The organism is Isoptericola dokdonensis DS-3, assembly GCF_001636295.1.
Classification (GTDB): domain Bacteria; phylum Actinomycetota; class Actinomycetes; order Actinomycetales; family Cellulomonadaceae; genus Isoptericola; species Isoptericola dokdonensis.
This window is the reverse complement of record NZ_CP014209.1, coordinates 1159369-1183937: the sequence shown is the minus strand read 5'-3', so window position 1 is coordinate 1183937 and position 24569 is coordinate 1159369. Positions and strand designations below refer to the sequence as shown.

The 24569-nt window shown below is 74.3% G+C and carries 25 protein-coding genes; 15 read left to right on the top strand and 10 right to left on the bottom strand.

Annotation, left to right across the window (positions count from 1 at the left end; all coding sequences use genetic code 11):
• The first annotated feature begins 21 nt into the window (after positions 1-21).
• Both I598_RS05625 and I598_RS05620 read left to right on the top strand, forming a co-directional pair.
• Positions 22-399 carry a chorismate mutase gene (locus I598_RS05625; RefSeq protein ID WP_068202021.1) on the top strand — a complete coding sequence of 126 codons (378 nt, stop codon included), beginning with the start codon at positions 22-24 and terminating at the stop codon, positions 397-399.
• 298 nt (positions 400-697) lie between these two features.
• The gene (locus I598_RS05620) at positions 698-1945 is read left to right on the top strand and encodes a baeRF2 domain-containing protein (protein ID WP_068202019.1); all 1248 of its coding nucleotides are present in this window, start codon (positions 698-700) and stop codon (positions 1943-1945) included.
• A gap of 86 nt (positions 1946-2031) precedes the next feature.
• On the opposite strand, the gene valS is transcribed toward I598_RS05620, so the two are convergent.
• Positions 2032-4806 (bottom strand): valine--tRNA ligase, encoded by a 2775-nt coding sequence (gene valS / locus I598_RS05615; protein WP_083972914.1) that lies wholly within the window; start codon positions 4804-4806, stop codon positions 2032-2034.
• Between the two features lie 80 nt (positions 4807-4886).
• Between valS and I598_RS05610 the strand changes: the two genes are divergently transcribed.
• The 5 genes from I598_RS05610 to I598_RS05590 all read left to right on the top strand — a co-directional run bounded on the left by I598_RS05610 (position 4887) and on the right by I598_RS05590 (position 9036).
• The gene (locus I598_RS05610) at positions 4887-5855 is read left to right on the top strand and encodes a bifunctional helix-turn-helix transcriptional regulator/GNAT family N-acetyltransferase (protein ID WP_083973547.1); all 969 of its coding nucleotides are present in this window, start codon (positions 4887-4889) and stop codon (positions 5853-5855) included.
• Between the two features lie 56 nt (positions 5856-5911).
• Entirely contained in the window at positions 5912-6916 is a 1005-nt protein-coding gene (locus I598_RS05605) for a TIGR03557 family F420-dependent LLM class oxidoreductase (RefSeq protein WP_068202017.1), read from the top strand.
• The gene (gene cofE / locus I598_RS05600; RefSeq protein ID WP_232314272.1) at positions 6913-7737 is read left to right on the top strand and encodes a coenzyme F420-0:L-glutamate ligase; all 825 of its coding nucleotides are present in this window, start codon (positions 6913-6915) and stop codon (positions 7735-7737) included. The genes I598_RS05605 and cofE overlap by 4 nt, the downstream gene beginning before the upstream one ends.
• A gap of 53 nt (positions 7738-7790) precedes the next feature.
• A complete protein-coding gene (locus I598_RS05595; protein ID WP_068202014.1) occupies positions 7791-8171 on the top strand; it encodes a hypothetical protein in 381 nt (126 codons plus the stop codon).
• Between the two features lie 76 nt (positions 8172-8247).
• Positions 8248-9036, top strand: a complete 789-nt coding sequence (locus I598_RS05590; RefSeq protein WP_068202012.1) for an alpha/beta fold hydrolase — start codon at positions 8248-8250, stop codon at positions 9034-9036.
• 33 nt (positions 9037-9069) lie between these two features.
• Here I598_RS05590 and I598_RS05585 read toward each other — a convergent pair whose 3' ends face one another.
• Complete coding sequence (locus I598_RS05585; RefSeq protein WP_068202011.1) at positions 9070-10413, bottom strand: AI-2E family transporter; 1344 nt, start codon at positions 10411-10413, stop codon at positions 9070-9072.
• Positions 10414-10509: 96 nt separating this feature from the next.
• Here I598_RS05585 and I598_RS05580 point away from each other — a divergent pair, with 96 nt between their 5' ends.
• Entirely contained in the window at positions 10510-10944 is a 435-nt protein-coding gene (locus tag I598_RS05580) for a cold-shock protein (protein ID WP_068202009.1), read from the top strand.
• Position 10945: 1 nt separating this feature from the next.
• Here I598_RS05580 and corA read toward each other — a convergent pair whose 3' ends face one another.
• Entirely contained in the window at positions 10946-12091 is a 1146-nt protein-coding gene (corA, locus tag I598_RS05575) for a magnesium/cobalt transporter CorA (RefSeq protein WP_083972912.1), read from the bottom strand.
• Positions 12092-12342: 251 nt separating this feature from the next.
• The gene (gene ddaH, locus I598_RS05570; RefSeq protein ID WP_068202006.1) at positions 12343-13098 is read right to left on the bottom strand and encodes a dimethylargininase; all 756 of its coding nucleotides are present in this window, start codon (positions 13096-13098) and stop codon (positions 12343-12345) included.
• A gap of 68 nt (positions 13099-13166) precedes the next feature.
• Here ddaH and I598_RS05565 point away from each other — a divergent pair, with 68 nt between their 5' ends.
• The gene (locus I598_RS05565; RefSeq protein ID WP_198155756.1) at positions 13167-15494 is read left to right on the top strand and encodes a M28 family peptidase; all 2328 of its coding nucleotides are present in this window, start codon (positions 13167-13169) and stop codon (positions 15492-15494) included.
• Positions 15495-15581: 87 nt separating this feature from the next.
• Complete coding sequence (cutA, locus tag I598_RS05560; protein ID WP_068202004.1) at positions 15582-15923, top strand: divalent-cation tolerance protein CutA; 342 nt, start codon at positions 15582-15584, stop codon at positions 15921-15923.
• Between the two features lie 6 nt (positions 15924-15929).
• Here cutA and I598_RS05555 read toward each other — a convergent pair whose 3' ends face one another.
• Entirely contained in the window at positions 15930-16892 is a 963-nt protein-coding gene (locus I598_RS05555) for an AraC family transcriptional regulator (protein WP_068202002.1), read from the bottom strand.
• Between the two features lie 131 nt (positions 16893-17023).
• On the opposite strand from I598_RS05555, the gene I598_RS05550 reads away from it, so the two are divergent.
• Both I598_RS05550 and I598_RS05545 read left to right on the top strand, forming a co-directional pair.
• Positions 17024-17941 (top strand): SDR family oxidoreductase, encoded by a 918-nt coding sequence (locus I598_RS05550; RefSeq protein ID WP_068202001.1) that lies wholly within the window; start codon positions 17024-17026, stop codon positions 17939-17941.
• A complete protein-coding gene (locus tag I598_RS05545; protein ID WP_068201998.1) occupies positions 17938-18390 on the top strand; it encodes an anthrone oxygenase family protein in 453 nt (150 codons plus the stop codon). The genes I598_RS05550 and I598_RS05545 overlap by 4 nt, the downstream gene beginning before the upstream one ends.
• Positions 18391-18749: 359 nt before the next feature.
• Here I598_RS05545 and I598_RS05540 read toward each other — a convergent pair whose 3' ends face one another.
• The 4 genes from I598_RS05540 to I598_RS05525 are packed head-to-tail and all read right to left on the bottom strand — an operon-like array spanning position 18750 to position 21935.
• The gene (locus I598_RS05540; RefSeq protein ID WP_068201996.1) at positions 18750-19598 is read right to left on the bottom strand and encodes a hypothetical protein; all 849 of its coding nucleotides are present in this window, start codon (positions 19596-19598) and stop codon (positions 18750-18752) included.
• A gap of 11 nt (positions 19599-19609) precedes the next feature.
• Positions 19610-20272: a DUF4126 domain-containing protein gene (locus tag I598_RS05535; protein ID WP_198155755.1), complete on the bottom strand. Its 663-nt coding sequence runs from the start codon at positions 20270-20272 to the stop codon at positions 19610-19612.
• Entirely contained in the window at positions 20272-21327 is a 1056-nt protein-coding gene (locus tag I598_RS05530) for a glutathione S-transferase family protein (protein WP_068201995.1), read from the bottom strand. Before I598_RS05530 ends, I598_RS05535 begins: the two co-directional genes overlap by 1 nt.
• Positions 21324-21935, bottom strand: a complete 612-nt coding sequence (locus tag I598_RS05525) for an HhH-GPD-type base excision DNA repair protein (protein WP_068201993.1) — start codon at positions 21933-21935, stop codon at positions 21324-21326. Before I598_RS05525 ends, I598_RS05530 begins: the two co-directional genes overlap by 4 nt.
• A 29-nt stretch (positions 21936-21964) precedes the next feature.
• Here I598_RS05525 and I598_RS05520 point away from each other — a divergent pair, with 29 nt between their 5' ends.
• Positions 21965-22591, top strand: coding sequence for a hypothetical protein (locus I598_RS05520; protein WP_068201991.1), 627 nt, complete (start codon positions 21965-21967; stop codon positions 22589-22591).
• A 123-nt stretch (positions 22592-22714) separates the two neighbouring features.
• On the top strand, positions 22715-22966 hold the full coding sequence (locus tag I598_RS05515; protein ID WP_068201989.1) for a DUF1272 domain-containing protein: 252 nt from the start codon (positions 22715-22717) through the stop codon (positions 22964-22966).
• A 5-nt stretch (positions 22967-22971) separates the two neighbouring features.
• Here I598_RS05515 and I598_RS05510 read toward each other — a convergent pair whose 3' ends face one another.
• The gene (locus I598_RS05510; RefSeq protein WP_068201987.1) at positions 22972-24159 is read right to left on the bottom strand and encodes an FAD-dependent monooxygenase; all 1188 of its coding nucleotides are present in this window, start codon (positions 24157-24159) and stop codon (positions 22972-22974) included.
• Between the two features lie 25 nt (positions 24160-24184).
• Here I598_RS05510 and I598_RS05505 point away from each other — a divergent pair, with 25 nt between their 5' ends.
• Positions 24185-24565 carry a DoxX family protein gene (locus tag I598_RS05505; protein WP_068201985.1) on the top strand — a complete coding sequence of 127 codons (381 nt, stop codon included), beginning with the start codon at positions 24185-24187 and terminating at the stop codon, positions 24563-24565.
• Positions 24566-24569: the final 4 nt, after the last annotated feature.

Here is a 24569-nt window from a genome sequence, read left to right as displayed (position 1 = left end):
TCCCGGGCCTAGGATCAGGGCATGGCAGATCCTTTCGACGAGTCGCCCGTGCCCGCCGGCGGGCGGCCCATGCCGGCCGAGATCCTCGAGCTGCGCGGCACGATCGACAACATCGACGCCGCACTCGTCCACCTCCTCGCCGAGCGCTTCCGCGCGACCCACCGGGTGGGGGAGCTCAAGGCGACCAACGGCATGCCGCCGGCGGACCCGCAGCGCGACCGGCAGCAGATCGACCGTCTCAAGTCCCTCGCGTCGGGTGCCGGCCTCGACCCGGAGTTCGCCGAGCAGTTCCGCAACTTCATCGTCTCCGAGGTGATCCGCCACCACGAGCGCATCGCCGCCGAGCACGCCGCCGGCCGCCGGCTCGGCGACGCCCCGCCCCTGGACACCTACTCTTGAAGGGGTGAGTGAGCCCCACCGCTGCCGCGAGTCAGCGCGGATGGCGCCGAGTCAGCGTGGATCGGCGCGAGTCAGCGTGGATGGCGCCGAGTCAGCGTGGATCGGCGCGAGTCAGCGTGGATGGCGCCGAGTCAGCGCACGTCGGGACCGGTCCGACGACGCCCGTCCGCCGGTCGTGACCGTTTCGTCGAGGTCGTGCACCGGCCTGCAGGATGCTCACGGCGCGCGGTGGCGCGCGGCCGTGATCCGTCGCAGTCTTGGGGGCACGGATGACGGACCCGGAAGGGGGCTCCTCTGCATGACCACCCGATGGCTCAAGCCGCTCGTCGGACATCCCGGACCCTTCGCGACGGTGTATCTCGACGCGACACGTTCGGTCGAGGCAGGAGACAAGGACGTCGCGAACCGATGGCGTGCGGTGCGCCGCACGCTGGAGAAGCAAGGAGCGCCGGCGACGGTGCTCAGCGACCTGGACGACGCCGTCGACGTCCCGACGCGGGTGCACGGCACCCACGGGCGCGTCCTCATCGCGGACTCGACGGGCGTGCTGGTCGACCGCATCCTGCGTGAGCCCCCGGCGGTGACGACCGGCCTCTGGCACGAGGTGCCGTCCCTGCTGCAGGCCGCGCGATCCGCCGACGAGACGGTCGACGCCGTGTGCGTGACCGTGGACCGCCTGGGGGCCGACTTCTGCCGGGTCGGTTCCGACGGGTTCGCCACCGGACCCGTGGAGGCGTTCGAGGGGCCGCACGACGAGGTCTCCAAGACCAGCAGCACCACCGTTAAGCGCGCGACGATCGAGTCGCGCGCGGAGGACTCGTGGCGCCGCAACGCCGAGGCGGTGGCGGCGGAGATCGACCGCCGGGTCGCCGAGGAGCGCCCCGAGATCGTGCTGATCAGCGGCGACGTGCGTGCGGTCAACCTGGTCAAGGGTGCGCTCGGTCAGGGTGCGTCACGCCTGACCGTGGAGGTCGCCGGCGGCGGTCGGGGCCCGGGCGTCCGCCAGGCGGCGTTCGCCGAGGCCCTCGCCGACGCGCTGGACTCGTTCCGGGAGCGTCGCCGTGAGCAGGTGATCGCCGAGCTGCGGCAGGGGCTCGGACGCGGTGACGGTGCGGTGACGAGCATCGACGACGTCGTCCAGGTGCTCGCCCGTGGACAGGTGAAGCAGCTGGTGCTGTCGGAGGAGCTGGCGGACGCCGCGGCGTCGGCGCTGCGGCGATGGGCCGCGGGTGACGCCGACAGCCCCGGGTTCGGGGGGCTCCTCGACGGTCGGAACCTGTGGATCGGCCCGGAGCCGATGCACATCGCCGTCGCCCGGGCGGAGCTGACGGGGCAGGGGGTGGGCGACGGGCTCCAGGAGCTGCCGGCGGCGTCCGCGCTGATGCGGGCCGCGGTCGCGCAGGACGCCGGCCTGACGTTCGCACCGCCCGGCTCCGTCGAGCTGATGGACGGCGTCGGTGCCACGCTGCGCTGGTCGGACGGCGGGACGCCGCACGAGTCGGCGGTGTCGATGAGTGGTGACGGACGCCGTCTGCACAACCTGTAGCCGCACGTCGTCGGACGCACGAGGGCCCCGCTCGTTCCCGAGCGGGGCCCTCTGCGCTGACTCGCGCCGGTGTGCGCCGACTCGCGTCAGGCGCGCGGCTGCTTCACCGGCGGCTCGCCGAGCTCGTGCTCGACGACGACGATGCCGCCCTGGACGTCCGGATCGCCCTGGCCGTCGGTCGCCTCGACGAGCCCGAGCGGGCCCTCGACCCGACCGGCGCCACGGATGTCCTCCAGCGCGGAGCGGACGCCCGGCAGGAGCGTGGCGGGAGCCGCGACGGTGCCGGACAGGACGGGCGTCTTCATGGACACCTTGGCCGCCGACTTGAGCTTCCGCAGCGCGGCCAGGGCGTGGCCGGCCGCCGCGAGGTCGGTGGGGTTGGCGTCGCCCGCGGCCGTGCGCAGGGGGGCGGCGACGGGCCACGGCGCGCGGTGCACCGAGCCGGTGCGCCACCAGGACCAGACCTCCTCGGTGGCGAACGGGATGAACGGCGCGAGCAGACGCAGCATGACGTCGAGCGCCAGCGCCAGGGCGGTGCGGGCGGAGACCGTCTCGGCGCTCACCTCGCCCGCCGCGGCACCGGCGCCGTAGGCGCGGTCCTTGACGAGCTCGAGGTAGTCGTCGCAGAACGTCCAGAAGAACGACTCGGTGACCTCGAGCGCGCGGGTGTGGTCGTAGGCGTCGAACGCGGCCGTGGCCTGCTCGACGACGTCCGCGAGCCCGGCGAGCATCGCCCGGTCCAGGCCCACGGTCACCGCGGCGGGGTCGAGGACGATCTCGCCGGCGCCGGTCTCGGCGTCCACCCCGAACGTCAGGGCGAACTTGGAGGCGTTGAGGACCTTGATCGCGAGGCGGCGGCCGATCTTCATCTGGCCGACCTCGAACGCCGCGTCCGTGCCGAGGCGCGCCGCGGCGGCCCAGTAGCGCACCGCGTCGGAACCGTGCTCGACCAGCAGGTCCATCGGCGTGACGACGTTGCCCTTCGACTTGGACATCTTCTTGCGGTCCGGGTCGAGGATCCAGCCGCTGATGGCGGCGTTCTTCCACGGCAGCACGCCGCACTCGAGGTGCGAGCGCACGACGGAGGAGAACAGCCAGGTGCGGATGATGTCCTGGCCCTGCGGGCGCAGGTCCATCGGGTAGACGCGCTCGAAGAGGTCGGCGTCGCGCTCCCAGCCCGACACGATGAGCGGGGACAGCGACGACGTCGCCCAGGTGTCCATGACGTCCGCGTCGCCGACGAAGCCGCCGGGCACGCCGCGCTGGGACTCGTCGTAGCCGGCCGGGGCCTGCGACGTCGGGTCGACGGGCAGCTCGGCCTCGGTCGGGAGGATGACGCGGTCGTGGTCGACGTCGCCGTGCTCGTCGACGCCGTACCAGACGGGCACCGCCACGCCGAAGAACCGCTGGCGCGAGATGAGCCAGTCGCCGTTGAGGCCGCCGACCCAGTTGTCGTACCGCACCCGCATGAAGTCGGGGTGGAAGTCGAGCTCCTTGCCGCGGCCGAGCAGCTCGTCCTTGAGGTCGCGCCGGTCCCACGCGCGACCGCCGTTGCGGATGTACCACTGGCGCGACGTGACGATCTCGAGGGGCTTGTCGCCCTTCTCGTAGAAGTTCGTCATGCGCTGCGTGGCCTTCGGCTCGCCGTCGAGGTCGCCGGAGGCGCGCAGGGCGTCGACGACGGCGCTGCGGGCGGAGAAGGCGGTCTTGCCGGCGAGCTGCTCGGAGAAGAGCTCGGCGCCGGGCCCGGCGGCGATCCACTCCGGCGTCTCGCGCGACAGGCGGCCGTCACGCTGGACCACCGAGCGGGTGGGCAGCTGGAGCTCGCGCCACCACTGCACGTCGGTGAGGTCGCCGAAGGTGCAGCACATGGCGATGCCGGCGCCCTTGTCCATGGCGGCGGCGGGGTGCGCGAGCACCGGGATCTCGACGCCGAACAGCGGCGAGGTCACGGTGGTGCCGAACAGGTCCTGGTAGCGCTCGTCGTCGGGGTGCGCGATGAGCGCGACGACGGCGGGCAGCAGCTCCGGCCGGGTGGTCTCGATGTGGACCGGGGTGCCGTCGGGGCGGTGGAACGCCACGCGGTGGTAGTGGCCGGGGTACTCGCGGGCCTCGAGCTCGGCCTGGGCGACCGCCGTCTGGAACGTGACGTCCCACAGTCCAGGGGCCTCGGCCTGGTAGGCCTCCCCACGCTCCAGGTTGCGCAGGAACGCGCGCTGGGAGGCGGCGCGGGAGGTGGCGTCGATGGTCTGGTAGGTCTGCGACCAGTCGACGGACAGGCCGAGCTTGCGCCACAGCTCCTCGAACTGACGCTCGTCGTCGGCGGTGAGCCGCTCGCACAGCTCGATGAAGTTGCGTCGGCTCACCGGCACCTGGTCGCCCGGCTTGACGTTCTTGCCGTCGGTGCCCTGGTGCGGCGGGACGAAACCCTCGACGTACGGCAGCGACGGGTCGCAGCGCACGCCGAAGTAGTTCTGCACGCGACGCTCGGTGGGCAGGCCGTTGTCGTCCCACCCCATGGGGTAGAACACCTCCTTGCCCTGCATGCGCTGGTAGCGCGCCACGACGTCGGTGTGCGTGTAGCTGAACACGTGGCCCACGTGCAGCGAGCCGGACACCGTGGGCGGCGGGGTGTCGATGGAGTACACCTCGTCGCGGGTGCGCGTGCGGTCGAACGCGAACGTGCCCTCGCTCGTCCAGCGCTCGTCGTACCGCGCCTCGAGGCCGTCCAGCGAGACCTTGTCCGGTACCTCCCGGACCACCGCGCGCACGACGTCGCCGGCTACCGCGCCGGTGGTCGGGTTCGCTGCGGAGGTCTGCTCGGGCGCCGCGGGCGCCCCGGGAGTCGGGAAGTCGCTCATGGTCAGCCATTGTCCCAGACGGCCGGGGCTCGTCGACACCTGGTCCCGCCCCCCGAAATTCTCTGACTATGATCCGAGACATGGCCATCGACCCGAGCCCGGCGACCCTCGTCGCCCGCGCCGCCCCGGACGTCCCCCGCGCCCCCGACCCCAGCACCGTGCAGCCGGAGCACACCGACGTCGTACGCCGGTTCAACCGCAGCTACACGCAGCGCGTCGGCGCGCTCGAGGAGTCCTTCCTGGGCCTCGGCATGGCGCTCGGCACGGCCCGGCTCCTCTACGAGATCGGCGTCGAACCGGGCACCGCCCGCGACCTGCGCTCCCGGCTGGGCCTGGACTCGGGCTATCTCAGCAGGTTGCTGCGCCGGCTGGAGGCCGACGGCCTGGTGCGCGTCGAACCCGACCCGGGCGACCGCCGTCGACGCAGGGTGGAGCTCACGGCGGCCGGCCGGCGCACGTGGGGCGAGCTGGAGGAGCGCTCGGCGGACCGCGCGCGCGACCTGATCGCCCCGTTGACGGCGCGCCAGCGCGACCGGCTCTCGGCCGCGCTGGCGGAGGCGGACCTGCTCGTGCGTGCCGCCACGGTCGCGATCGAGCCCGTCCCGCCCACCTCGGCCCTGGCGCGGCGCGCGGTCGTGGCCTTCTTCGACGAGGTCGGTGCGCGCATCGGCGGCGGCGAGACCTTGGACGTCGACGCCGCGCTCGCGGCGGACGCCGAGCATCTCGTGGCACCCCGGGGGGCTTTCGTCGTGGCGGTGTCGGACGGCGTCCCGGTGGCCTGCGGGGGCGTGCAGCCCCTCGAGGACGGCGCGGCGGAGATCAAGCGGATGTGGGTCGACGACGCGTGGCGCGGTGCCGGTCTGGGCTCCCGGCTGCTGCGGCACCTGGAGGGTGCGGCGCGCGACCTGGGCCACGACGTCGTGCGGCTCGACACCAACGGGGCGCTGACCGAGGCGGTGGCGATGTACGAGCGGGCCGGCTACCGGAGCATCGAGCGCTACAGCGACAACCCCCACGCGACGCACTTCTTCGCCAAGAACCTGCGGTGACGTCCCCCTCGCCGTCCGGCGGTGGGGACCACCGCGCCGGGGATAGGCTCGGTCGTATGGCTCCTGATCTCACCATCGGCTATGCCGCGATGCTCGAGCAGTTCCACCCCACCGACGTGGTCGCGCTGTCGGCGTACGCGGAGGAGCACGGCTTCTCCGGCGTGATGGCCGCGGACCACTTCCAGCCGTGGGTCCCGCAGCAGGGCGAGGCGGCGTTCGTGTGGAACGTCCTGTCGGCCCTCGGCGAGCGCACCCGCGGCGACCTCGGCCCCGGCGTCACGTGCCCGTCGTTCCGGTTCCACCCCGCGGTGGTCGCGCAGGCGTCGGCGACGCTCGCCGCGATGTACCCGGGTCGGCACTGGCTCGGCCTCGGCTCCGGTGAGGCCCTCAACGAGCACGTCACCGCGGGCTACTGGCCCGAGGCGCCGGAGCGCATCAACCGCATGTTCGAGGCGATCGACGTCATCAAGAAGCTCTTCGCGTCCGGCCTGGAGGGCAAGGACGTCAAGCACTCGGGGCAGTTCTTCAAGCTGGAGTCCACCCGGCTGTGGACCATGCCGGAGGTCGCCCCCGAGATCCTGGTGGCCACGGCGGGCCCGATCACCGCCAAGCGTGCGGGCAAGCACGCCGACGGCCTCATCACCGTCGGCGCGCCGCTGGAGAAGATCGAGATGCTCTTCGGCCGCTTCGACGCCGGCGTCAAGGAGTCCGGCCGCGACCCCGAGGGCATGCCCAAGGTGCTCCAGGTGCACATGTCGTGGGCGGAGACGGACGAGGAGGCGCTCGCGAACGCCATGACGGAGTGGCCGAACGGTGGCATGAAGTTCCCCAAGGCGGACATCCGCTCGCCGCACGACTTCGCGCAGATGGCCAAGCTGGTGCGCCCCGAGGACTTCGAGGGCCGCATGGTGATCTCGGCCGACCCGGACGAGCACCGCGCCGCCATCCAGAAGTACGTCGACCTCGGCTTCGACCGCATCTACCTGCACAACGTCGGGCGCAACCAGCGGGAGTGGATCGAGGTCTTCGGTCGCGAGGTGCTGCCGAAGCTCGTCCGGTGACCGTCCCGGAGCGTCCCGAGGTGCTGGGCGAAGCCCGCCTGAGCCTGTGGGCGCCGTCCGGCCTGGGGGAGGTGCGCCCCGGCGACGACCTCGCGGCGCTGGTCGGCGACCTCCTGGCCGCCGACGCCGCCCGGTCGGGCGACGCCCTGGCCGAGGGGGACGTCGTCGTCGTCACGTCCAAGATCGTCTCCAAGGCCGAGGGGCGCGTCGTGGCCGCCGCCGACCGTGAGCAGGCGATCACCGACGAGACGGTGCGGGTCGTCGCGACACGGGAGCGCCCCGGCGCTCCGCCGTTGCGGATCGTGGAGAACCGGCTCGGCCTCGTCATGGCCGCGGCCGGGGTGGACGCCTCGAACACCCCCGAGGGCACGGTGCTGCTGCTGCCGCTCGACCCGGACGCGACCGCCCGCGCGCTGCGGGCCGCGTGGCGGGCCCGGTTCGGGCTCGACCGGCTCGCGGTCCTGGTGACGGACACCGCGGGCCGCACCTGGCGCGACGGCGTCACCGACGTCGCGATCGGCTCGGCGGGCCTGCGGGTGCTCGACGACCTGCGCGGCGGCGTCGACAGCCACGGGCGCGCGCTGACGGTGACGGTGACGGCCGTGGCCGACGAGCTCGCCGCGGCCTCGGAGCTCGTGCGGGGCAAGGCCAGCGGTCGGGCGGTCGCGGTGGTGCGGGGGGCAGGGCGGTTCGTCCTGGGCGGCGCCGACGGCGGTCCACGGGCGCGGTCGCTGGTGCGCACGGGTCCGGACGACCTGTTCCGCGAGGGCACGGCCGAGGCGTACGCCCGCGGGCTCGCCGACGGGCGCGCCGGGTCCTGAGCCGCGCCGGAATCGCCTCGACGGGGTCGGCCGGTCGGCCTAGGGTCGCGACCATGGACGGATGGATCGAGCACCGGCGCCCGGGCGACCGGGAGCACGTGGGGTGGATCAGGCCCGCCGGGGACGACTGGGTGGCCGTCTCCCTCCTCGGCGAGGAGCTCACGGGACCCGTCGACTGGCTCGCCGCGGAGGAGGTGCTCGACGACGTCAGCCTCGCGTGGCTCGGCGAGGTGTGGATGCTCGAGCGGGACGGTGCGGCGGCGCTGCGGGTACGGCTGGTCGAGCTCACCCCGGAGCGTGTGGTGGTGCAGACCGACGACTTCGGTGCCGTCGACGTCCCCGTCGAGCGGTTCGAGCTCCCGTGGCCCGCGCCGTCCGCGCTGCGGCCCCGCCGCACGGACGACCCCGACGGCGTCACCTCCTTCGGCGGATGAGCTCCGCTGTCGGATGTCGGCGCGGGGGGCTAGCGTCACCTCTGGCGCGGACCTGCCGCGCCGCAGGGAGGACGTGATGACGCAGCACGTGACGAGCGTGGCCGGTGACCAGGTCGGGTTCGACCGCTACGGGGACGGCCCGGGGGTCGTCTTCGTGGCCGGTGCCGGACCGACCCGCGCGACGGACCCGGTCACCACCCGCACGGCGGAGCTCGTCGCCGCGCACGGCCTGACGACCGTCGTCTACGACCGGCTCGGCCGGGGCGACAGCCCGGCCGACGGAGTCCTCGACCTGGACCGCGAGGTGTCGGCGCTGGGCGCGGCGATCGATGCGGCCGGCGTCCCCGCCGTCCTGGTGGGGCACTCGTCGGGCGCCGCGATCGCGCTGGCCGCCGCCGATCGCGAGCAGCCGGTGGCGGGCCTGCTGCTGTGGGAGGCGCCGCTGGCGGGCACGCTCGAGGAGGTCACCGCCTGGATCGCCGAGTTCGAGCGCCGTCTCGACGTCGGCGACCTCGTCGGCGCCACCGAGCAGTACATGAAGGACATGCCGCCGGAGTGGCTGGCGGGGATGAAGGCGTCGCCCGACTTCGAGGTGCTGGCCCGTGCCGCGCTGAGCCAGCGGGCCGACGGGCAGGCGCTGGTGCGTGCCACCGAGCTGCTCGAGACGGGGGCCCTGCGCGAGCTCGCCGTGCCCGTGCTGGCCACCTACGGCACGACCACCTTCCCCGAGATGCCCGTGGCGGCCGAGCGGGTCGCCGACGTCGCGACGCGCGGCACCGTCGAGGAGGTCGCGGGCGCGGACCACTCGTGGGACCCGGAGGCGATGGCCGCGCGGATCGTGCAGTTCGTCCGCCACGAGCTCTGACCGAGCGGCCCGGCCTCGGGCGGCTGCCGGGAGTCAGGAGCCGGACGGCCCGGCGGGGGAGTCCACGTCGTCCCACGGGTCGCGCAACGGCGGCTCCGGGGTGTCGGGGCCTTCCGTCGTCGGCACCGGGCCTGCGGGCGGGCCGGGTTCGGCGGCGACGGGCGCCGGCCCGGCCGGTGCGTCGTCGGCCGTCTCGACCGCCGTGCCGAGGTGGCGGGCGGACGCGGCCACCGGGACCCGCTCGTCGTCGGCGGCGGGCGGCGGGGCCGGCGCCGGTGGCCCGTCGTCCTCGGTGACGACGTCGCCCGACAGCCAGCGCAGCCACACGTTGCGCGGGTCGCCCTCCAGCACGAGGGCACGGACCAGCAGCGTCAGCGGGATCGACAGGATCGCGCCGAGCGGGCCGATGACGAACGTCCAGAACACCACGGACACGAAGCTCAGCGTCAGCGACAGCGAGACGGCGTCGGCGACGAACTTCGGCTGGACGAACACCTGGAGCACGACGTTGACCACGCAGTAGACGGCGACGACGGCGAGGGAGAGCTGCCACCCGCCGGCGACGAGCGCCATGACGGCCGGCGGCACGAGCCCGAGCACGAACCCGATGTTCGGCACGAAGTTGGTGACGAACGCCAGGATCGCCCAGATGGCGGCACCCGGGACGTTGAGCAGCGCCAGGGCGACCCCGTCGACCACGGCGACGACGGCACCGAACGACGCGTTGACGACGTAGTACCGGCGCACTCCTGAGCTGAACCGCTCGGACCGGTCGATGGCGTCCGCGTGCGTGCGACCGAAGCGGGCGCGGGCCGTCGCGTACCGGGCGCCGTCGGCGGCCATGAACACGGCGTAGGCGAGCACGAAGAAGAACGCGGTCCCGATGCCGAGCGCCATGCTGGTCACCGTGCCCGCGATCGACACGATGTTGGACGGCTGGAGCCACGTCGTCACGGCGTCCGCGATCTGGGTGTCCAGGCCGAGCGTGGCGAGCTGCGCCTGGATGTCGTTCACCATGGAGGTCAGCTGCGGCACGTACTCGCGCACGAGCGCCGCGAACCGGAACCCCGCCCAGACGCCCATCGCGAGGAGCGCGGCGAGGATGAGGTACGACACGACGATGACGGCGGTCGTGGCGAGCCAGCTCGGCCAGCCGCGGGCCAGGAGCGGGAACCGTACCGGGTGGCAGATGATGACGATGACGGCGGCGAGCAGCAGGGGGGCGAGCACCTCCCCGGCGGCGCTCATGCCGGCGAGCACCACCACCGCCGCGGCCAGGCCGAGCAGGGTCCGCAGGGTGGGGCCGAGCCCGGCGGGGCCGGTCGGGCCGTCGGCCGCGACGTCGGCCGTCGGGCTCGGGTGCGCGATGGTCGTCACGTGGGCGAGGCTAGCGGCGTCCTCGCCCCGCGGCGCGCTGCCGCGCGGGTCTATGCTGCGACTGTCGGAGCAGTGCGGCTAGAGGTGGTGGCTCGGGTGCGTGGCAGCGTGGTGCGGTACGACGTGTCCAAGGGGTACGCGTTCGTCGCGGCCGACGGCCTCGACGAGGACGTGTTCCTGCACGTGAACGACCTCGACTTCGACAAGTCCCTCATGGCCGTCGGCACGGTGGTCGAGATTGACTACGAGGACGGCGACCGCGGGCCGCGAGCCCTCGGGGCCTCGCTCGTGTCGTCGCCGGTGGCGGACGCCGTGCAGGCCGCCCTCGGGACGGGCACCTCCACACCTGCTGACGCCGCGAACCCGCCGCCCCACGACGGGTTCGCCGACGTGCTGTCCGCGGCCGAGCTGCGGGCCGAGCTCACGGAGCGCCTGCTCACCGCCGCGGGCGACCTCACGGGGCGTCAGGTGCTCGCCGTGCGGCACGCCGTCGAGCAGGTCGCCCGGGGGCACGGCTGGCTCGACGGCTGACCTACATCCACTTCTTCCAGCGGAAGACGGCGTACAGCCCGACGCTGACGGCGAGCATCAGCAGCAGCGCGAACGGGTAGCCCCAGACCCAGTGCAGCTCCGGCATCGTGTCGAAGTTCATGCCGTAGATGGCGCCCACGAGGGTCGGCGCGAAGAGGATGGCCGCCCAGCCGGAGATCCGCTTGACCTCGTCACCCTGCTTGATCGACACCTCGGTGAGGTGCGTCATCTCCTCGTTCTGCCGCTGCGCCACGAGGGTCGCGTTCACCGTGAGGATGTCGCGCAGGGCCGCGCGGAACGTCTCGACGGACTCGGCGACCTCGATGAGGTGGTCCGCGACGTCGCGCAGGTACGTCTGCATCTCCTCGTCCACCCGGTACTTCTCGGCACCCTTGGCCAGCGACTGGCAGACGCTCTGCAGCGGGCGCACGGCCCGCTGGAAGTCGACGACCTCGCGGGACAGCTCGTAGATGCGCCGGGAGACGTGCGCGTCGCCGGAGAAGACCTCGCCCTCGATCTGGTCGATGTCGTAGTCCAGGCCGGACACGACCGGCGCGTAGTCGTCGACGATGCGGTCCATGATCGCGTAGAGCACGGCTTCGGGACCGCGGGCCAGCATCTGCGGCGTCGACTCCAGGCGGGCGCGCACGGTGGCCAGGTCGGGGGAGTCGCCGTGGCGGACCGTCACGACGAAGTCGGGGCCGATGAACACGTGCAGCTCGGAGAACTCGACCTCCTCGATCGAGTCCAGGTAGCGCGCCGCGTGCAGCACGACGAACAGCGTCTCGCCGTAGCGCTCGATCTTCGGCCGCTGGTGGGCCTGGATGGCGTCCTCGACGGCGAGCGGGTGCAGGTCGAACTCGCGGGCGAGCGCCGCGAGCTCGTGCTCGTCGGGCCGCTCCAGCCCGATCCACGCCATCCCGCCGGGGGACGAGCGCAGCGCGCGGAACGTGTCGGCCAGGCGCGTGAAGCCCGCCGTGCGGTGGCCCTCGTCGTCGTAGACGGTGGCCGCGACGATCGCGGAACGGGGACGGATCGGGGTGGGGGGCGTCGGGTCCGTGGCGGGGTCGTTCACCCCGGGGCGACGCGGGCGCAGCGCGCCCAGCATCTGACGGGTACGGACCGAACGGTTGGAGCTGAAGGCCATGAGGACTCCCAGGCGTGCAGGATCGGTGGTCTGCGTGCTGGTATCCGCGACTGGGGGTGCCGACGGGTGCGCTCGGGGACGGCGGCGTCACCGCCCCGTGCCGGGACGGCGGTGTGGAACCGGCTCAGTCGCGGCTCGGACTACTGGGAGGTTCGCTGCGGGTCATGCGCGTACCTCCTTCGTGGTCGGGCGACGGCCGGTGTGCCGAGCGCCGGGTGGGGCCGGGCACAGTCTACTCCGGGGGTCACCGCTCAGCGCACGCGGACGGACAGGCAGGTGACGCAGCCCTCGAGCTTCTCCAGCTCGGTGACGGGCGTCGTGACGACCTCCAGGCCCCGATCCCGGAACAGGGCGGCGGTCCGGGGCGCGGACGCCGACATCAGCACGGTGCCCTCGTCGAGGACCACCACGGCGTTGCCCTCCGGCTCGGGCACCGGCAGGAAGGCGGGGAACGTCGCCGGGGCGTCGACGAGCGGCAGGTGGCCGACGACGGTCCCGTCCGGCAGGGCCGTCACCGCGCTCTTGAGGTGCAGCACCCGGGTCACCGGCACGCTGACGACCGTCAGCCCCCGAGGGGCGAGCAGGGTGCGCAGCGCGGCGATCCCGGCGTCGTCGGTCCGGCCGCCGCGGCCGACGTACACGGTGCGCCCGATCTTCAGCACGTCGCCGCCGTCGAGGGAGCCCTGCCCCAGGCGGGCCACCGTCAGCCCGAGACCGTCGAGCGCGGGCGCGACCGTGGCCTGCTCGCCGCGCCGCGACGCCGCTCCCGGCCGGGTGAGCACCGCCAGGTCGTCGAAGACGACGACGGCGTCCTCGACGAACACCCCGTCCGGGTGCTCGTCGGCGCGCGGCAGCTCGTGGACGTCCCATCCGCGCTCGCGGAACACGCCGACGTAGGCCGTCCACTGCGCCGTCGCCAGCGCGGCGTCCACCGGGACCCGGTCGAGGTGCGTCAGCTCGCCGTCGGCGAGGGCGGGCGAGGGCGGACGGACGATCAGGCGCGGCACGAGAGCGAACCTACCGCCGCCCGGTCACGATTGGGCCACGACGTGCCCCCGGGCGTACGGTGCGCGCCGTGACCATCACCCGGACGCGGGCGACGACGCTCGCGTGCACCGTCTTCCTGCTCGTCCTCGCCGCGCTGTCGGTGTGGACGGTGCTCCCGCCCTCCCCGCGCGGCGCCGACGCGCCCGCCGACGAGTTCTCCGCGACCCGGGCCTTCGACGTCGTCGAGGCCGTCGGCGCGCAGGTGCACCCGCACGGCACCGCCGCGAACGACGACGTGCGCGCCTACCTCCTCGACCGGCTCACCGCGCTGGGCCTGGAGCCGGAGGTCGTCGGCGGCACCGGCATGTTCGGCGGGCTGGGGGAGCAGAGCCGGGTGGCCGCCACGCAGAACGTCGTCGCCACGCTGCCGGGCACCGACCCGACGTCGCCGCTGTTCCTCGTCGCGCACTACGACTCCGCCGAGGTGTCGTACGGCGGCAACGACGACGGTGCCGGTCTCGCCACGATCCTGGAGACCGTCCGCGCGCTGCGCGAGGGCCCGGCGCTGCGCAACGACGTCGTCCTGGCCCTCACCGACGCCGAGGAGGCGTGCCTGTGCGGGGCCGAGGCGTTCGTCGACGCCGACCCGCGGGCGGCCGCCGGCGGCGTCGTGCTCAACTTCGAGGCGCGGGGCTCGTCCGGCCCGGCCATCATGTTCGAGACCTCCGACGGCAACGCCGACCTCGTGTCCGCGTACGCCGACGTGCCCTACCCGGTGGGCAGCTCGCTCGCCGTCGAGGTCTACCGGGCCCTGCCGAACGACACGGACTTCTCGCCGTTCCTCGGCGACCCGGAGGGCCGCTTCACCGGGCTCAACACCGCCTACATCGACGGCTCGGCCGCCTACCACTCGCCGCAGGACACCCCGGAGCGCATGTCCCTGGCGAGCCTGCAGCACCACGGCTCCAACGCGCTGGCGCTGACCCGCACGCTCGGGGACGCCGACCTCACCGCGCTCGCCGCGCCGTCCGCCGCCGACGCGACGTACTTCCCGCTGCCGGGCCGGCTGCTCGTCACCTACCCCGGCGGGTTCGTGTGGCCGCTGGCGCTCGCCGCGCTCGGGGCCGTCGTCGCCCTGGCCGTCGCCGTCGCACGACACCGGTCCGACGACGGCACCCGCGTCGCCGGGCCCGGCCGCCTCGCCCTCGGCTTCCTCTCCGGGCTGCTGCCCCTCGCCGGTGCGGTCCTCGGTGCCACGGGGCTGTGGGCCGCCCTGGTCGCGGTGCGTCCCGGGTACGCCGAGCTGCTCGACCCGTGGCAGCCGTGGGGCTTCCGTGCGGCGCTGCTCGGCATCGTCGCCCTGGTCGTGACCGGGTGGTTCGTCGGGCTGCGCCGGTGGCTCGGCGCCCCGGCGCTCGTCGTGGGTGCCCTCGGCTGGCTCGCCGTGCTGGGCGTCGTGCTCGCCGCGCTCACCCCGGGGGGTTCGTACCTCGCGGCGCTGCCCGCCCTCGCCGGCGCGGTCGCCGGGCTCGTCGCGCTCGGCCGTGGACCGGTCGGGCGCAGGGTCGCGGTGACCCTCGGTGCCGGCGTCGGCGTCGTCGTGCTCGCGCCGATCGTGCTGCTGTTCTTCCCCGCGCTCGGCCTCGCCACCGGTGCCGCGCCCGCCGTGGTCGCCGCCCTGCTCGGGCTGGCGCTCGTGCCGGTGCTCGCCGTCGTCCTGCCGACCGGTCGCCCCGGCCGCTGGACGGTCGCCGCGTGCGGCGCCGTCGCCGTCGGGGCCCTCGTCACCGGGTTCGCCGTCGACTCGTTCGACGCCGAGCACCCACGCCCCACCGCGCTCGGCTATGCGCTCGACGCCGACACCGGCGAGGCGTGGTGGGTGTCCGACGAGGTCACGCCCAGCGACTGGACCGCGCAGTACGTCGACGGGACCCAGGCGCTGTCGCCGCAGTTCCCGCCGCTGCACGACGACGTCTGGGCCGGGCCCGCCGAGGTCGCGGACCTGCCGGTGCCGACCGTCGAGGTGCTCGACGACGTCACCGCCGGCGACGGCCGCACCGTGACCCTGCAGGTGCGCCCCGGCGACGGCGCGCTCGGCACCGCGGGAGCCCTGCGCTACGTCGACGTCAGCGGCGGCGAGATGGCGCCAGGCGTCGTCCGGGCCGCGAGCGTCGCAGGGCGCGAGATCCCCGTCGGCGTCGACGGCCACCTCGACACCCGCTACTACGCTCCCGGGGCCGACGGCTTCCAGGTCGTCGTCACCGTGCCCGCCGGCGAGGACGTCGCGCTGCGGGTCGTCGCCGCCGGCGGCGGGCTGGACAGGCTGCCCGGGTTCGTCGAGCGGCCCGCGGACGTCGGGGTCGCCGGGTCGCACTCCGCGGAGCTCGTGCTGGTCGGGACCACCGTCACCCTCTGACCGTCGCAGGACCGTCACGACCCCGGTGGCACACCTTCACCGCCGACCGGTTGGCGCGACCCGGCCGGTGCTGCGACGCTGCTGGGCATGGCCATCGACCTGCCGAACGCCCGCGAGCCCCTCGCCCTCGTCGCCACGACGGTCGACACCGTCGAGGCCGCGCAAGAGCTCGCCGCCGAGGCGGTGGGCAAACGGCTCGCCGCCTGCGCACAGGTGGACGCCCCGAGCACCAGCACCTACTGGTGGGACGGCGCCGTCGTCACCACCACGGAGGTGCGCGTGACCTTCAAGACCACGGCGGGGCGCGCACCGGACCTCGAGGAGTGGATCGTGGTGCGCCACCCCTACGACGTGCCCGAGGTGCTGCGCACCCTCGTCAAGGCCGCGGGGCCGGGGTATCAGTCCTGGGTGCGCGCCGAGGTGCGCTGACGCCGGTCAGGCGGCCCGTCGCCGGTGCGTGGCCGGGCTCACGCCGCGCACCCGCTTGAACGCCGCCGACAGCGCGAACGGCGTCGCGTACCCGACCTGGCGGGCGACGGACGCCAGGGTGGCGTCGTCGTCCGCCAGCAGCAGGTCCGCGGCGAGGTCGAGCCGCCACCCGGTCAGGTAGGTCATCGGCGGCTCGCCGACGAGCGTCGTGAACCGGCGGGCGAACGCCGCCCGGGACAACCCCACCTCGCGGGCCAGGGAGTCGACCGTCCAGGCCCGCGCCGGGTCGTGATGGATGTGCCGCAGCGCGGCCCCGACGGCGGGGTCGGCGTCCGCGCGGTACCAGCCGGGGGCGTCCGGGCGGTCGAGCCAGGTGCGCAGGCAGGTGATGAGCAGCAGGTCCAGCAGCCGGTCGAGCACCGCCTCCTGGCCGGGCAGGTCCTGCACGACCTCGCGGGCCAGCAGGTCCACCAGCGTCGGGTCGACGTCGCCGCGGCGCAGCACCACCCGGTGCGGCAGCACCCGCAGGATGCGTCGCCCGACCGCCCCGTCGAGCGGGTAGGTGCCCGTGACGAACACGGTCTCGCCGCCGGGGTCGTTGCCCCAGCTGCGCACCCCGAACACCGTCATCGGCGAGGGGCCGCCGTCGATCGCCCGGCAGTCCTCCGGGTGCGGGCCGACGACGACGGTCGGTCGCGTCGTGGGGGAGTCCGCGACCTGGTAGTGCTGCGGGCCGCGCAGCAGCACGACGTCGCCTGCCTCGAGCAGCACGCCCGCATCGGTCGGTGCGTCCACCGGACCGCCGGGGCCCCCGACCGTGCCGACCCACCCGGACCCGCGCAGCACCGGGACGATCGTCAGCGGCGACTCGTCCTCGACCCGCATCCCCCACGGGGCGGACAGGTGGCTGCGCAGCAGGAACGCGCCCCTGGCGCGGGGTCCGTCGAGGAGTCCGGCGACGACGTCCATGCGCACCAGCGTAGGCCGGGATCCGGTCGCGGGAGACGCTCGCGCATGGATCGGAGCGCCACGACGATGGATCGTCTCGCCCCGGCGGCGTGGAATCGGAGGGCCAACCCACCCCGACCTCGGAGGTCACGATGTCCACCCAGTCCACCCGGTCCACCCCGTCCACCCGGTCCGTCCACGACGGCGTCGTCACAGGCCGCGGCACCGTCACCGTCCTCGGCGCCACCGGCAGGTCCGGACGGCGCGTCGCCGACCGCCTCGACGCCCTCGGCGTCCCGGTGCGGCGGGCGAGCCGCACCGGCACACCACGCTTCGACTGGGACGACGAGTCCACCTGGCCGCCCCTGCTCGACGGTGCCTCCGCCGTCTACGTCGCCTACGCGCCCGACCTGGCGATCCCCGGCGCACCCGAGACCGTCACCCGCCTCGCTCGCCTCGCCCACGACCTCGGCGTGCGTCGGCTCGTGCTCCTCACCGGTCGCGGGGAGACCGAGGCGCAGCGCGCCGAACAGCTCGTCGCCGACGCCTTCCCCGACCGGACCGTCCTGCGGTGCGCCTTCTTCGCGCAGAACTTCTCCGAGAGCTTCCTGCTCGACCCCCTCCTCGAGGGCACCCTCGCCCTGCCCGTCGGGGAGCTCACCGAGCCCTTCGTCGACCTGGAGGACGTCGCCGAGGTCGCCGTCGCCGCGCTCACCCGCGACGGGCACGCCGGCGCCGTCCACGAGCTCACCGGCCCGCGCTCCCTCACCTTCGCGGCCGCGGTCGCGGAGCTCGCGGCCGCCTCCCGGCGCGACCTGACGTTCGTGCCGATCACGCTGGACGAGTTCACCACCGCGCTGGCCGATCTCGGGCTGCCGGGCGACGTCGTCGACCTCCTGCGCTACCTCTTCACCGAGGTGCTCGACGGTCGCGGCTCCCGCACCACCGACGGCGTCCGCGCCGCGATCGGCCGCGGCGCGACGGACTTCCGCGAGTACGCCGTCCGCGACGCCGCCGTCTGGGCGCCCGGCGCCCAGCTCGTGCCCGGGCCGGGACGGGTGGGGTCATGAGCGCCTACGCGGCCCTCGCCGTCGCGGCCGCTGTCGTCACCGGCCTCGCCGGCGGCGTCCTGTACGCGTTCTCGGCGTTCGTCATGGCCGGTCTGCGCCGGCTCCCGCCCGACGCCGCGGCCGCCGCCATGCGGTCCATCAACGTCACGGCGGTGCGCCCGCCGCTGGGCGTGCTGCTCGTCGCGACCCTCGTGGTGCCCGTCGCGGCGGCCGTGGCCGGACCGGTGACCGGCGGGGACGGCGCACCCTGGGCCGTCGCCGGTGCCGTGCTCGCCGTCGTCGGCGTCCTCGGCGTCACCGGCCTGCGCAACGTGCCCCTCAACCAGCGGCTCGACGCCGCGACCGACCCGGCCGCCGAGTGGGAGCGGTTCGTCGGCCCGTGGCTCCGCTGGAACCACGTCCGCACCGCGGCCGGTGCCGCCGCCTGCCTGTGCTTCGTCCTCGCCTGACGGCGTGGGCGCGAGTCAGCGCAGATTCGGCCGAGTCAGCGTGGACTGCCGCGAGTCAGCGCTCCTCGGCGCGAGTCAGCGCACACCGTCGGGTCCGTACGTCGGGGGATGCCGCGCGTCGTCGCGTTCACGCGCCCCAGGGGGCGCTCCACTCCGGGATCGACGACGACGCGCGGCATCCCCCGACGTCCTTTCACGTCACGCGCCGCGTCGGGAGCTTCGGACGAGCGCTGACTCGCGCCTTCGTGCGCTGACTCGCGGCACCTTCGCGCTGACTCGTGCTGGGCTGCGCTGACCGGCCGGGACCTGCGCTGACTCGCGTCGACGTGCGCTGACTCGCGCCGACGAGCGCTGACTCGTCAGCCGAGGCGGGCGGCGATGACGACGTCGTCACCGACGTCGAGGGTGACGTCGGTGAGGTGGACGCCCGGCGGGAGGGAGGCGGCCAGGTCGATGCGCTGGCCGGCGGCCGCCTCGATCTTGCCGCGGAACGCGCCGAGCATGGCACCGACGAGGGGGTTGCCGCTGGAGAGCTGGACGTCGCCGACGGTGAGCACCATGGTGTCGTCGACGGCGGCCGAGGCGGTGGCGGTGATGGTGGCCGACAGGAACATGCCCTTGCGGATCCCGGCGGACGCCTTGAGGGCCGCGCCGCGGGGACCGGACTGGGTGACGTCGAGGTCGAACGAGGTGAGCTGGATGCCGTTCGACTGCAGCGCGACGGCGAGCATCCCCTGGACGGTGCCGGCGAGGCCCGCGCGGGAGACCGCGACCCGGGCGCTGCCGGTGACGGGGGCGTCGGTGGTGGGCTCGACGAGCTCGGCGCCGACCTGGCCGTCGTCGGTCGACACCCAGGCGAACCGGACGCCGGCGAGCTCGGCCGTGACGTCCACGGGGAGGTCGACGGCGGTCAGCGGGTGCGCGTCGATCCGCAGCGTGCGCAGGGTGGCGTCCTCGCGGGCCGCGACGGTGGGTCGCCAGTGCTCGACGGCGGCCTGCTGCCCGGTGGGCAGACCGACGGCGACACCGGTGAGGTCGACGTCGAGCGAGGCGAGGTCGGCGCCGTCGAGCACCGGCACGATCTTCGCGGCGTCGAGGCCCTGGGCCCGACCGGCGGCCAGCGTGACGAGGGTGTCGCCCAGCCGGGCGGCGAGGTCGTCGTCGGTGGTGGGGCGCGGGGCGGGTCCGAGGGGCAGCAGGGCGTCCATGGGGACCGAGCCTAACGGCCGTGCGGTCCGGCGGGCGGCACCGCCGGCGGAAGCGCCGGCGGGCCGGGCGCCGTGTCGGGCGGCCCGTCGTCGGGGAGGCCGGTGCGTCGTCGTCGGCGGAGCAGCCGCCACACCACGACGCCCAGCCCGACGAGCACCGGGACGACGAGCAGCGGCACGAGGACCGCGGCGAGGCTCAGGCCCACGGACGCGCCGTCCTCCGCGGTCGACAGCACCGGGGCCGCGATCCCACCGGTGGCGGCGTTCGCCGTGGCGCGCACGCCCGCCTTGGCGAGGTGCACCGCGAGCGCCAGCACGATGCCGAGCAGCACGGGCACCCAGGCGCCGGACTCGAGGAACGTGCCGGGGTCCTCGACGCGGGCCGTCTCCGACGTCGCGCCGGCACCGAACGCGATCCCGCCCGCCCCGGGCCGCACGACCGTCTGCACGACGTCGTTGACCGAGTCGACGAGGGGCACCTTGTCGCCCACGACCTCCAGCAGGAGCAGCACGCCGAGCACGACGAGCACCCACCCGTTCTCCAGCCACGACCAGCCCGGCGGCAGGGCGAGCAGGTCGGTGTACCGGGACAGCAGGCCGAGGGCCAGCAGCGGGATCCAGGCGTTGAGCCCGGCTGCCAGCGCCAGGCCTGCGCCGGTGGCGAGCTCCAGCATCAGCGCAGCGGCGTGTGGTCGGGGTCGACCTGCTCGCCGTCGCGCACGGGGCCGGGCGGGGTGCCGCCGCCCCAGGGGTCGCCGCCGAGCGACTCGCGCCCGTGCGGGGTCGTCCAGCCGGACAGGTCGGGCCCCGCGGGCATGATCCCGGTGGGGTTGATGTCGCGGTGCACCACGTAGTAGTGCTCCTTGATCTGTGCGAAGTCGACGGTGTCGCCGAACCCGGGCAGCTGGAACAGGTCGCGGGCGTACGCCCACAGCACCGGCATCTCGGTGAGCTTGTTCCGGTTGCACTTGAAGTGGCCGTGGTAGACGGCGTCGAACCTCACGAGCGTGGTGAAGAGGCGCACGTCGGCCTCGGTGACCGCGGGCCCCATGAGGAAGCGGCGGTCCGCGAGGCGCTCCTCCAGCCAGTCGAGGGCGTCGAACAGCCGCACGTACGCGGCGTCGTACGCCTCCTGCGACCCGGCGAAGCCGCACCGGTACACCCCGTTGTTGACCTCGGTGAAGACACGCCGCATGACGGCGTCCATCTCGGCGCGCTGGTCGGGGTCGTCGGGCAGCAGCCGGGGCGCGCCGGGGCGCTGGTGGGCGGTCCACTGCGTCGACAGATCGAGCGTCATCTGCGCGAAGTCGTTGGTCACGACGGCGCCGTCGTGGGTGTCGACGATCGCGGGCACGGTGATGCCGCGCGGGTAGTCGGGGTCGCGCCGGAAGTACGCCTCCTGGATCCGCTCGATGCCGAGCACCGGGTCCTTCCCGCCGGGGTCGAGGTCGAACGTCCAGCTCCGCTCGTCGTGCGTCGGCCCGGCCAGGCCGATGCTGAGCGCGTCCTCCAGGCCGAGCAGGCGCCGCACGATGATCGCGCGGTTCGCCCACGGGCAGGCACGGGCCGCGACCAGCCGATACCGGCCCTCCTCCACCGGGTAGCCGTCGGAGCCGTCCGCGGTGATGCGGGTGGTGATGTACCGCTGGTCGCGCACGTACTCCTGGCCCTCGACCGTGTACGTGCCGCCCTGGGCGTGCTCGGGACGCTCCGTCGGGTTCGCGTTCACGAGCGTGCCTTCGTCGCCTGCGCGGCCTTGGCCGCCGCCTTCGCGGACTTCTTGAACTCGCGCACCTCGGCCAGCGACTCGGCGCTCGTGACGTCCGCGATGGACCGCCGTGAGCCCTCGTCGCCGTAGTGTCCCGCCGCTTCCCGCCAGCCCGTCGGCTCCACGCCCCGCTGCTTGCCGAGCAGCGCCAGGAAGATCTGCGCCTTCTGCGCGCCGAAACCCGGCAGGGCGTTGAGCCGCTTCAGCACCTCCGCACCCGTCGGCGCGTCGCCCGTCGCGCCGGGCGCGGTCCAGATCCGCGTCACGTCGCCGTCGTAGTCGTCGACGACGGCGCGCGCCACCGCCTGCACCCGCCCCGCCATCGACCGGCCGTACCGGTGGATCGCCGGGGGAGTGGTCGCCATCGTCACGAACTCGTCCGGGTCGGCGTCCGCGATCACCTGCGGGTCCAGCGTGCCGATCCGGTCGCGGATCTTGCGCGGGCCCGCGAACGCGTGCTCCATCGGGTACTGCTGGTCGAGGAGCATGCCGATCAGGAGGGCGAACGGGTCGTCGCGCAGCAACGCGTCGGTGTCGGGGTCGCCGGTGATCCAGAGCTGCGTCGTCATGAGTCCATGATGCCCGGCCGCGATCGACGATGCAGACGACCGGCCCGCGGTGCGGCATCCTGAGCCTCGTGCCCGGGAAGAAGTCGACGCCGCCCATCGACAGCTCAGTCGTTCGCGCCCGGCTGGAGCGAGCGAAGGATGACCGGCTCATGGTGGGAGTCCGGCGCTGGATCCGCCGTGCGGACCGTGTCGAAGGGTTCGTGGTGGGCATCGGTGCTCGGTGGGTGGCCCTCGCAGAGGTGGACGGCAGTGTGAGGTTCGACGGCTGGACGCTGCTGCGGCTGGAGGACATCCAGGCGGTCACCGTCGATCCTGACCCGGACTCCTTCACGGTGAAGGCGCTGCGGGCTCGCTCGGAGTGGCCGCCCCCGTCGACGGACGTCGAGCTCGACGACTTCCGAAGCGCCGTGGCCACCTCTGCCGCCATGGCCCCGATGACCTCGATCTTCGTGGAGCTCGACCGACCCGACATCTGCTACATCGGGGCGGTCGTCTCGGTCGACGCGGACACGCTCCGCCTTCTCGAAGTCGATCAGCAAGCCCAGTGGCACCGCAAGGTGCGTCCGATCGATGCGAGCGACGTGACGCGGATCGATTTCGGCGGAGCCTACGAGGAGGCGCTCGCCCTGGTCGCAGGACCACCGCCGAAGGACTGAGTCCAAGTGGGGCTGTGCCTGCTGCGACTCACCTGAGCGGGTTGTGCCTTGCCTGACCTGCGCGTCGTGGGCACATCTCTGCCCCGGACGCCGGGAGCCGTCACGGCGGCATAACCTGGCGCCATGCTCGAGATCCGACCCGGCTGCGAGTGCTGCGACCGCGACCTGGCGCTCGCCGACGAGGCGTACGTCTGCAGCTTCGAGTGCACCTGGTGCCCGCCCTGCGTCGACACCTTCCCCGGGCGGGCGTGCCCGAACTGCGGCGGCGACCTCCAGCGCCGGCCGGTGCGTCCGCCGGCGGCTCTGACGAGGCACCCGGCAGGGGTGCGGCGCGTGGTGCAACCCGGGTGCCAGGAGCGGTTCGCCCGCGCCTAGCCTGGTCAGGCGGGCGGGCGCCAGCTCATCACCGGGCGCAGCGCCCGCGCCCCGAGGGCTGCGCCCCACCGGCCAGCCAGCCGCATGCCGACGTCGCGGGCGCCGGTGAGCACCGGTGAGGTCCACAGAGTGGGTCCCGCGATGCGGGCGGAGAGCCGCATGACGTGCTCGACCCGGGGACGGCGTTCCTGGGACCACCGCAGCAGGGCGGCGGGGACCTCGGGCCCGGGGTGGACCCGGGCGCCGAGCACGACGGCGTCCTCCAGCGCCTGGCACCCGCCTTGGCCGAGGTTCGGCAGCATGGCGTGGGCGGCGTCGCCGACCAGCACGGTGCGCCCGACGGCGAGGGACGGCGGCGGGGCGGGCAGGGCCCGCAGCTCGTTGCGCAGGACGGTGCCGGGGTCGACGGCGGCGAGCAGCGCGGGGATCGGGTCATGCCACCCGGCGAGCCGGTCGCGGAGCTCGTCCAGGTCGCGCGGCACCCCGGCCGCGTGCGCGACCGAGACGTAGCAGTACACGCGCCCGTCCGCGAGGGGCATGACCCCGACGACGACGCCCCGCCCCCAGGACTCGGACCCCACGACCCCCGGCACGGCGGGCGCCACGAAGCGCCAGGCGGTCGAGTCGGCCGGCCCGGGCGACGGGGCGTCCGGCCACCAGCGGGTGCGCGTCGCGGACCCGATCCCGTCCGCGGCGACCACGAGCTCGGCCTCCAGGTCGCCGTCCGACGTCGAGACGCGCGCCGCGCGGCCGTCCGTCCCCGGCTCGACGACGGTGGCGCTCGTGGCGGTCCGCAGCGAGCCCGCAGGCAGTGCGTCCGCGATCAGCCCGACGAGGTGCGCCCGGTGCAGGACGAGGGTGCGGTCGCCGAAGAGCGAGCCGGCCTCCTGCGCGTCGGTGCGGACCAGCCAGCCGCCGTCGGCCCGGCGGATGCCGTACTCGCCCTGCAGCGCGGACAGGTCGCGCAGCTGCTCGGCGATACCGAGCGCGGCCAGCGACCGGACGGCGTTCGGAGCGATCGCGATCCCGGCGCCGACCGGTTCGAGGGACGGCGCGCGCTCCAGCACGGTGACCGTCCACCCCTGACGGGCGAGGGCCACACCCGATGCCAGCCCGCTGATCCCGCCGCCGACCACGACGGCACGCCGTCCGTCCGTGCTGCCGGCGCCCGGCGCGCCACCCTCCGATGTCATCGCGCCAGGCTATTAGCCTCGGGCCATGTCCCGTCGATCGGATCTCTCGGCCTGCACGCTCGCGGCGGTCCTCGCCACGTCCGGCACCCTGCACCTCGTGCGCCCCCGCGTCTTCGAGGGGCTCATCCCTGACGCGCTCGGCTCGCCGCGGGCCTGGGTGTACGGCAGCGGCGTGGCCGAGCTGGCCTGCGCGGCCGCGGTCGCGATCCCCGCGACCCGGCGGCCGGGCGGGCTGGCGACGGCCGCCCTGTTCGTCGGGGTGTTCCCCGGCAACGTGAAGATGGCGCTCGACTCCCGTCCGGCGGCCCGGCACTGGTCGCGTCGGCGGTCCGTCACCTGGGGGCGGCTGCCGTTGCAGGTCCCGCTGGTGGCGTGGGCGTGGCGGGTGTCCCGCACGGCAGGCTAGGCCC

Bases quoted from the DNA above. Each gene is read 5' to 3' on its own strand.
- I598_RS05605 (WP_068202017.1), top strand. From the start codon at position 5,912: ATGGCTCCTGATCTCACCATCGGCTATGCCGCGATGCTCGAGCAGTTC.
- valS (WP_083972914.1), bottom strand. From the start codon at position 4,806: ATGAGCGACTTCCCGACTCCCGGGGCGCCCGCGGCGCCCGAGCAGACC.
- I598_RS05595 (WP_068202014.1), top strand. From the start codon at position 7,791: ATGGACGGATGGATCGAGCACCGGCGCCCGGGCGACCGGGAGCACGTG.
- I598_RS05545 (WP_068201998.1), top strand. From the start codon at position 17,938: ATGAGCGCCTACGCGGCCCTCGCCGTCGCGGCCGCTGTCGTCACCGGC.
- cutA (WP_068202004.1), top strand. From the start codon at position 15,582: ATGGCCATCGACCTGCCGAACGCCCGCGAGCCCCTCGCCCTCGTCGCC.
- I598_RS05515 (WP_068201989.1), top strand. From the start codon at position 22,715: ATGCTCGAGATCCGACCCGGCTGCGAGTGCTGCGACCGCGACCTGGCG.
- I598_RS05625 (WP_068202021.1), top strand. From the start codon at position 22: ATGGCAGATCCTTTCGACGAGTCGCCCGTGCCCGCCGGCGGGCGGCCC.
- I598_RS05505 (WP_068201985.1), top strand. From the start codon at position 24,185: ATGTCCCGTCGATCGGATCTCTCGGCCTGCACGCTCGCGGCGGTCCTC.
- I598_RS05520 (WP_068201991.1), top strand. From the start codon at position 21,965: ATGCAGACGACCGGCCCGCGGTGCGGCATCCTGAGCCTCGTGCCCGGG.
- I598_RS05540 (WP_068201996.1), bottom strand. From the start codon at position 19,598: ATGGACGCCCTGCTGCCCCTCGGACCCGCCCCGCGCCCCACCACCGAC.
- corA (WP_083972912.1), bottom strand. From the start codon at position 12,091: ATGGCCTTCAGCTCCAACCGTTCGGTCCGTACCCGTCAGATGCTGGGC.
- I598_RS05550 (WP_068202001.1), top strand. From the start codon at position 17,024: ATGTCCACCCAGTCCACCCGGTCCACCCCGTCCACCCGGTCCGTCCAC.
- I598_RS05590 (WP_068202012.1), top strand. From the start codon at position 8,248: ATGACGCAGCACGTGACGAGCGTGGCCGGTGACCAGGTCGGGTTCGAC.
- I598_RS05555 (WP_068202002.1), bottom strand. From the start codon at position 16,892: ATGGACGTCGTCGCCGGACTCCTCGACGGACCCCGCGCCAGGGGCGCG.
- I598_RS05535 (WP_198155755.1), bottom strand. From the start codon at position 20,272: ATGCTGGAGCTCGCCACCGGCGCAGGCCTGGCGCTGGCAGCCGGGCTC.
- I598_RS05510 (WP_068201987.1), bottom strand. From the start codon at position 24,159: ATGACATCGGAGGGTGGCGCGCCGGGCGCCGGCAGCACGGACGGACGG.
- I598_RS05610 (WP_083973547.1), top strand. From the start codon at position 4,887: ATGGCCATCGACCCGAGCCCGGCGACCCTCGTCGCCCGCGCCGCCCCG.
- I598_RS05525 (WP_068201993.1), bottom strand. From the start codon at position 21,935: ATGACGACGCAGCTCTGGATCACCGGCGACCCCGACACCGACGCGTTG.
- I598_RS05620 (WP_068202019.1), top strand. From the start codon at position 698: ATGACCACCCGATGGCTCAAGCCGCTCGTCGGACATCCCGGACCCTTC.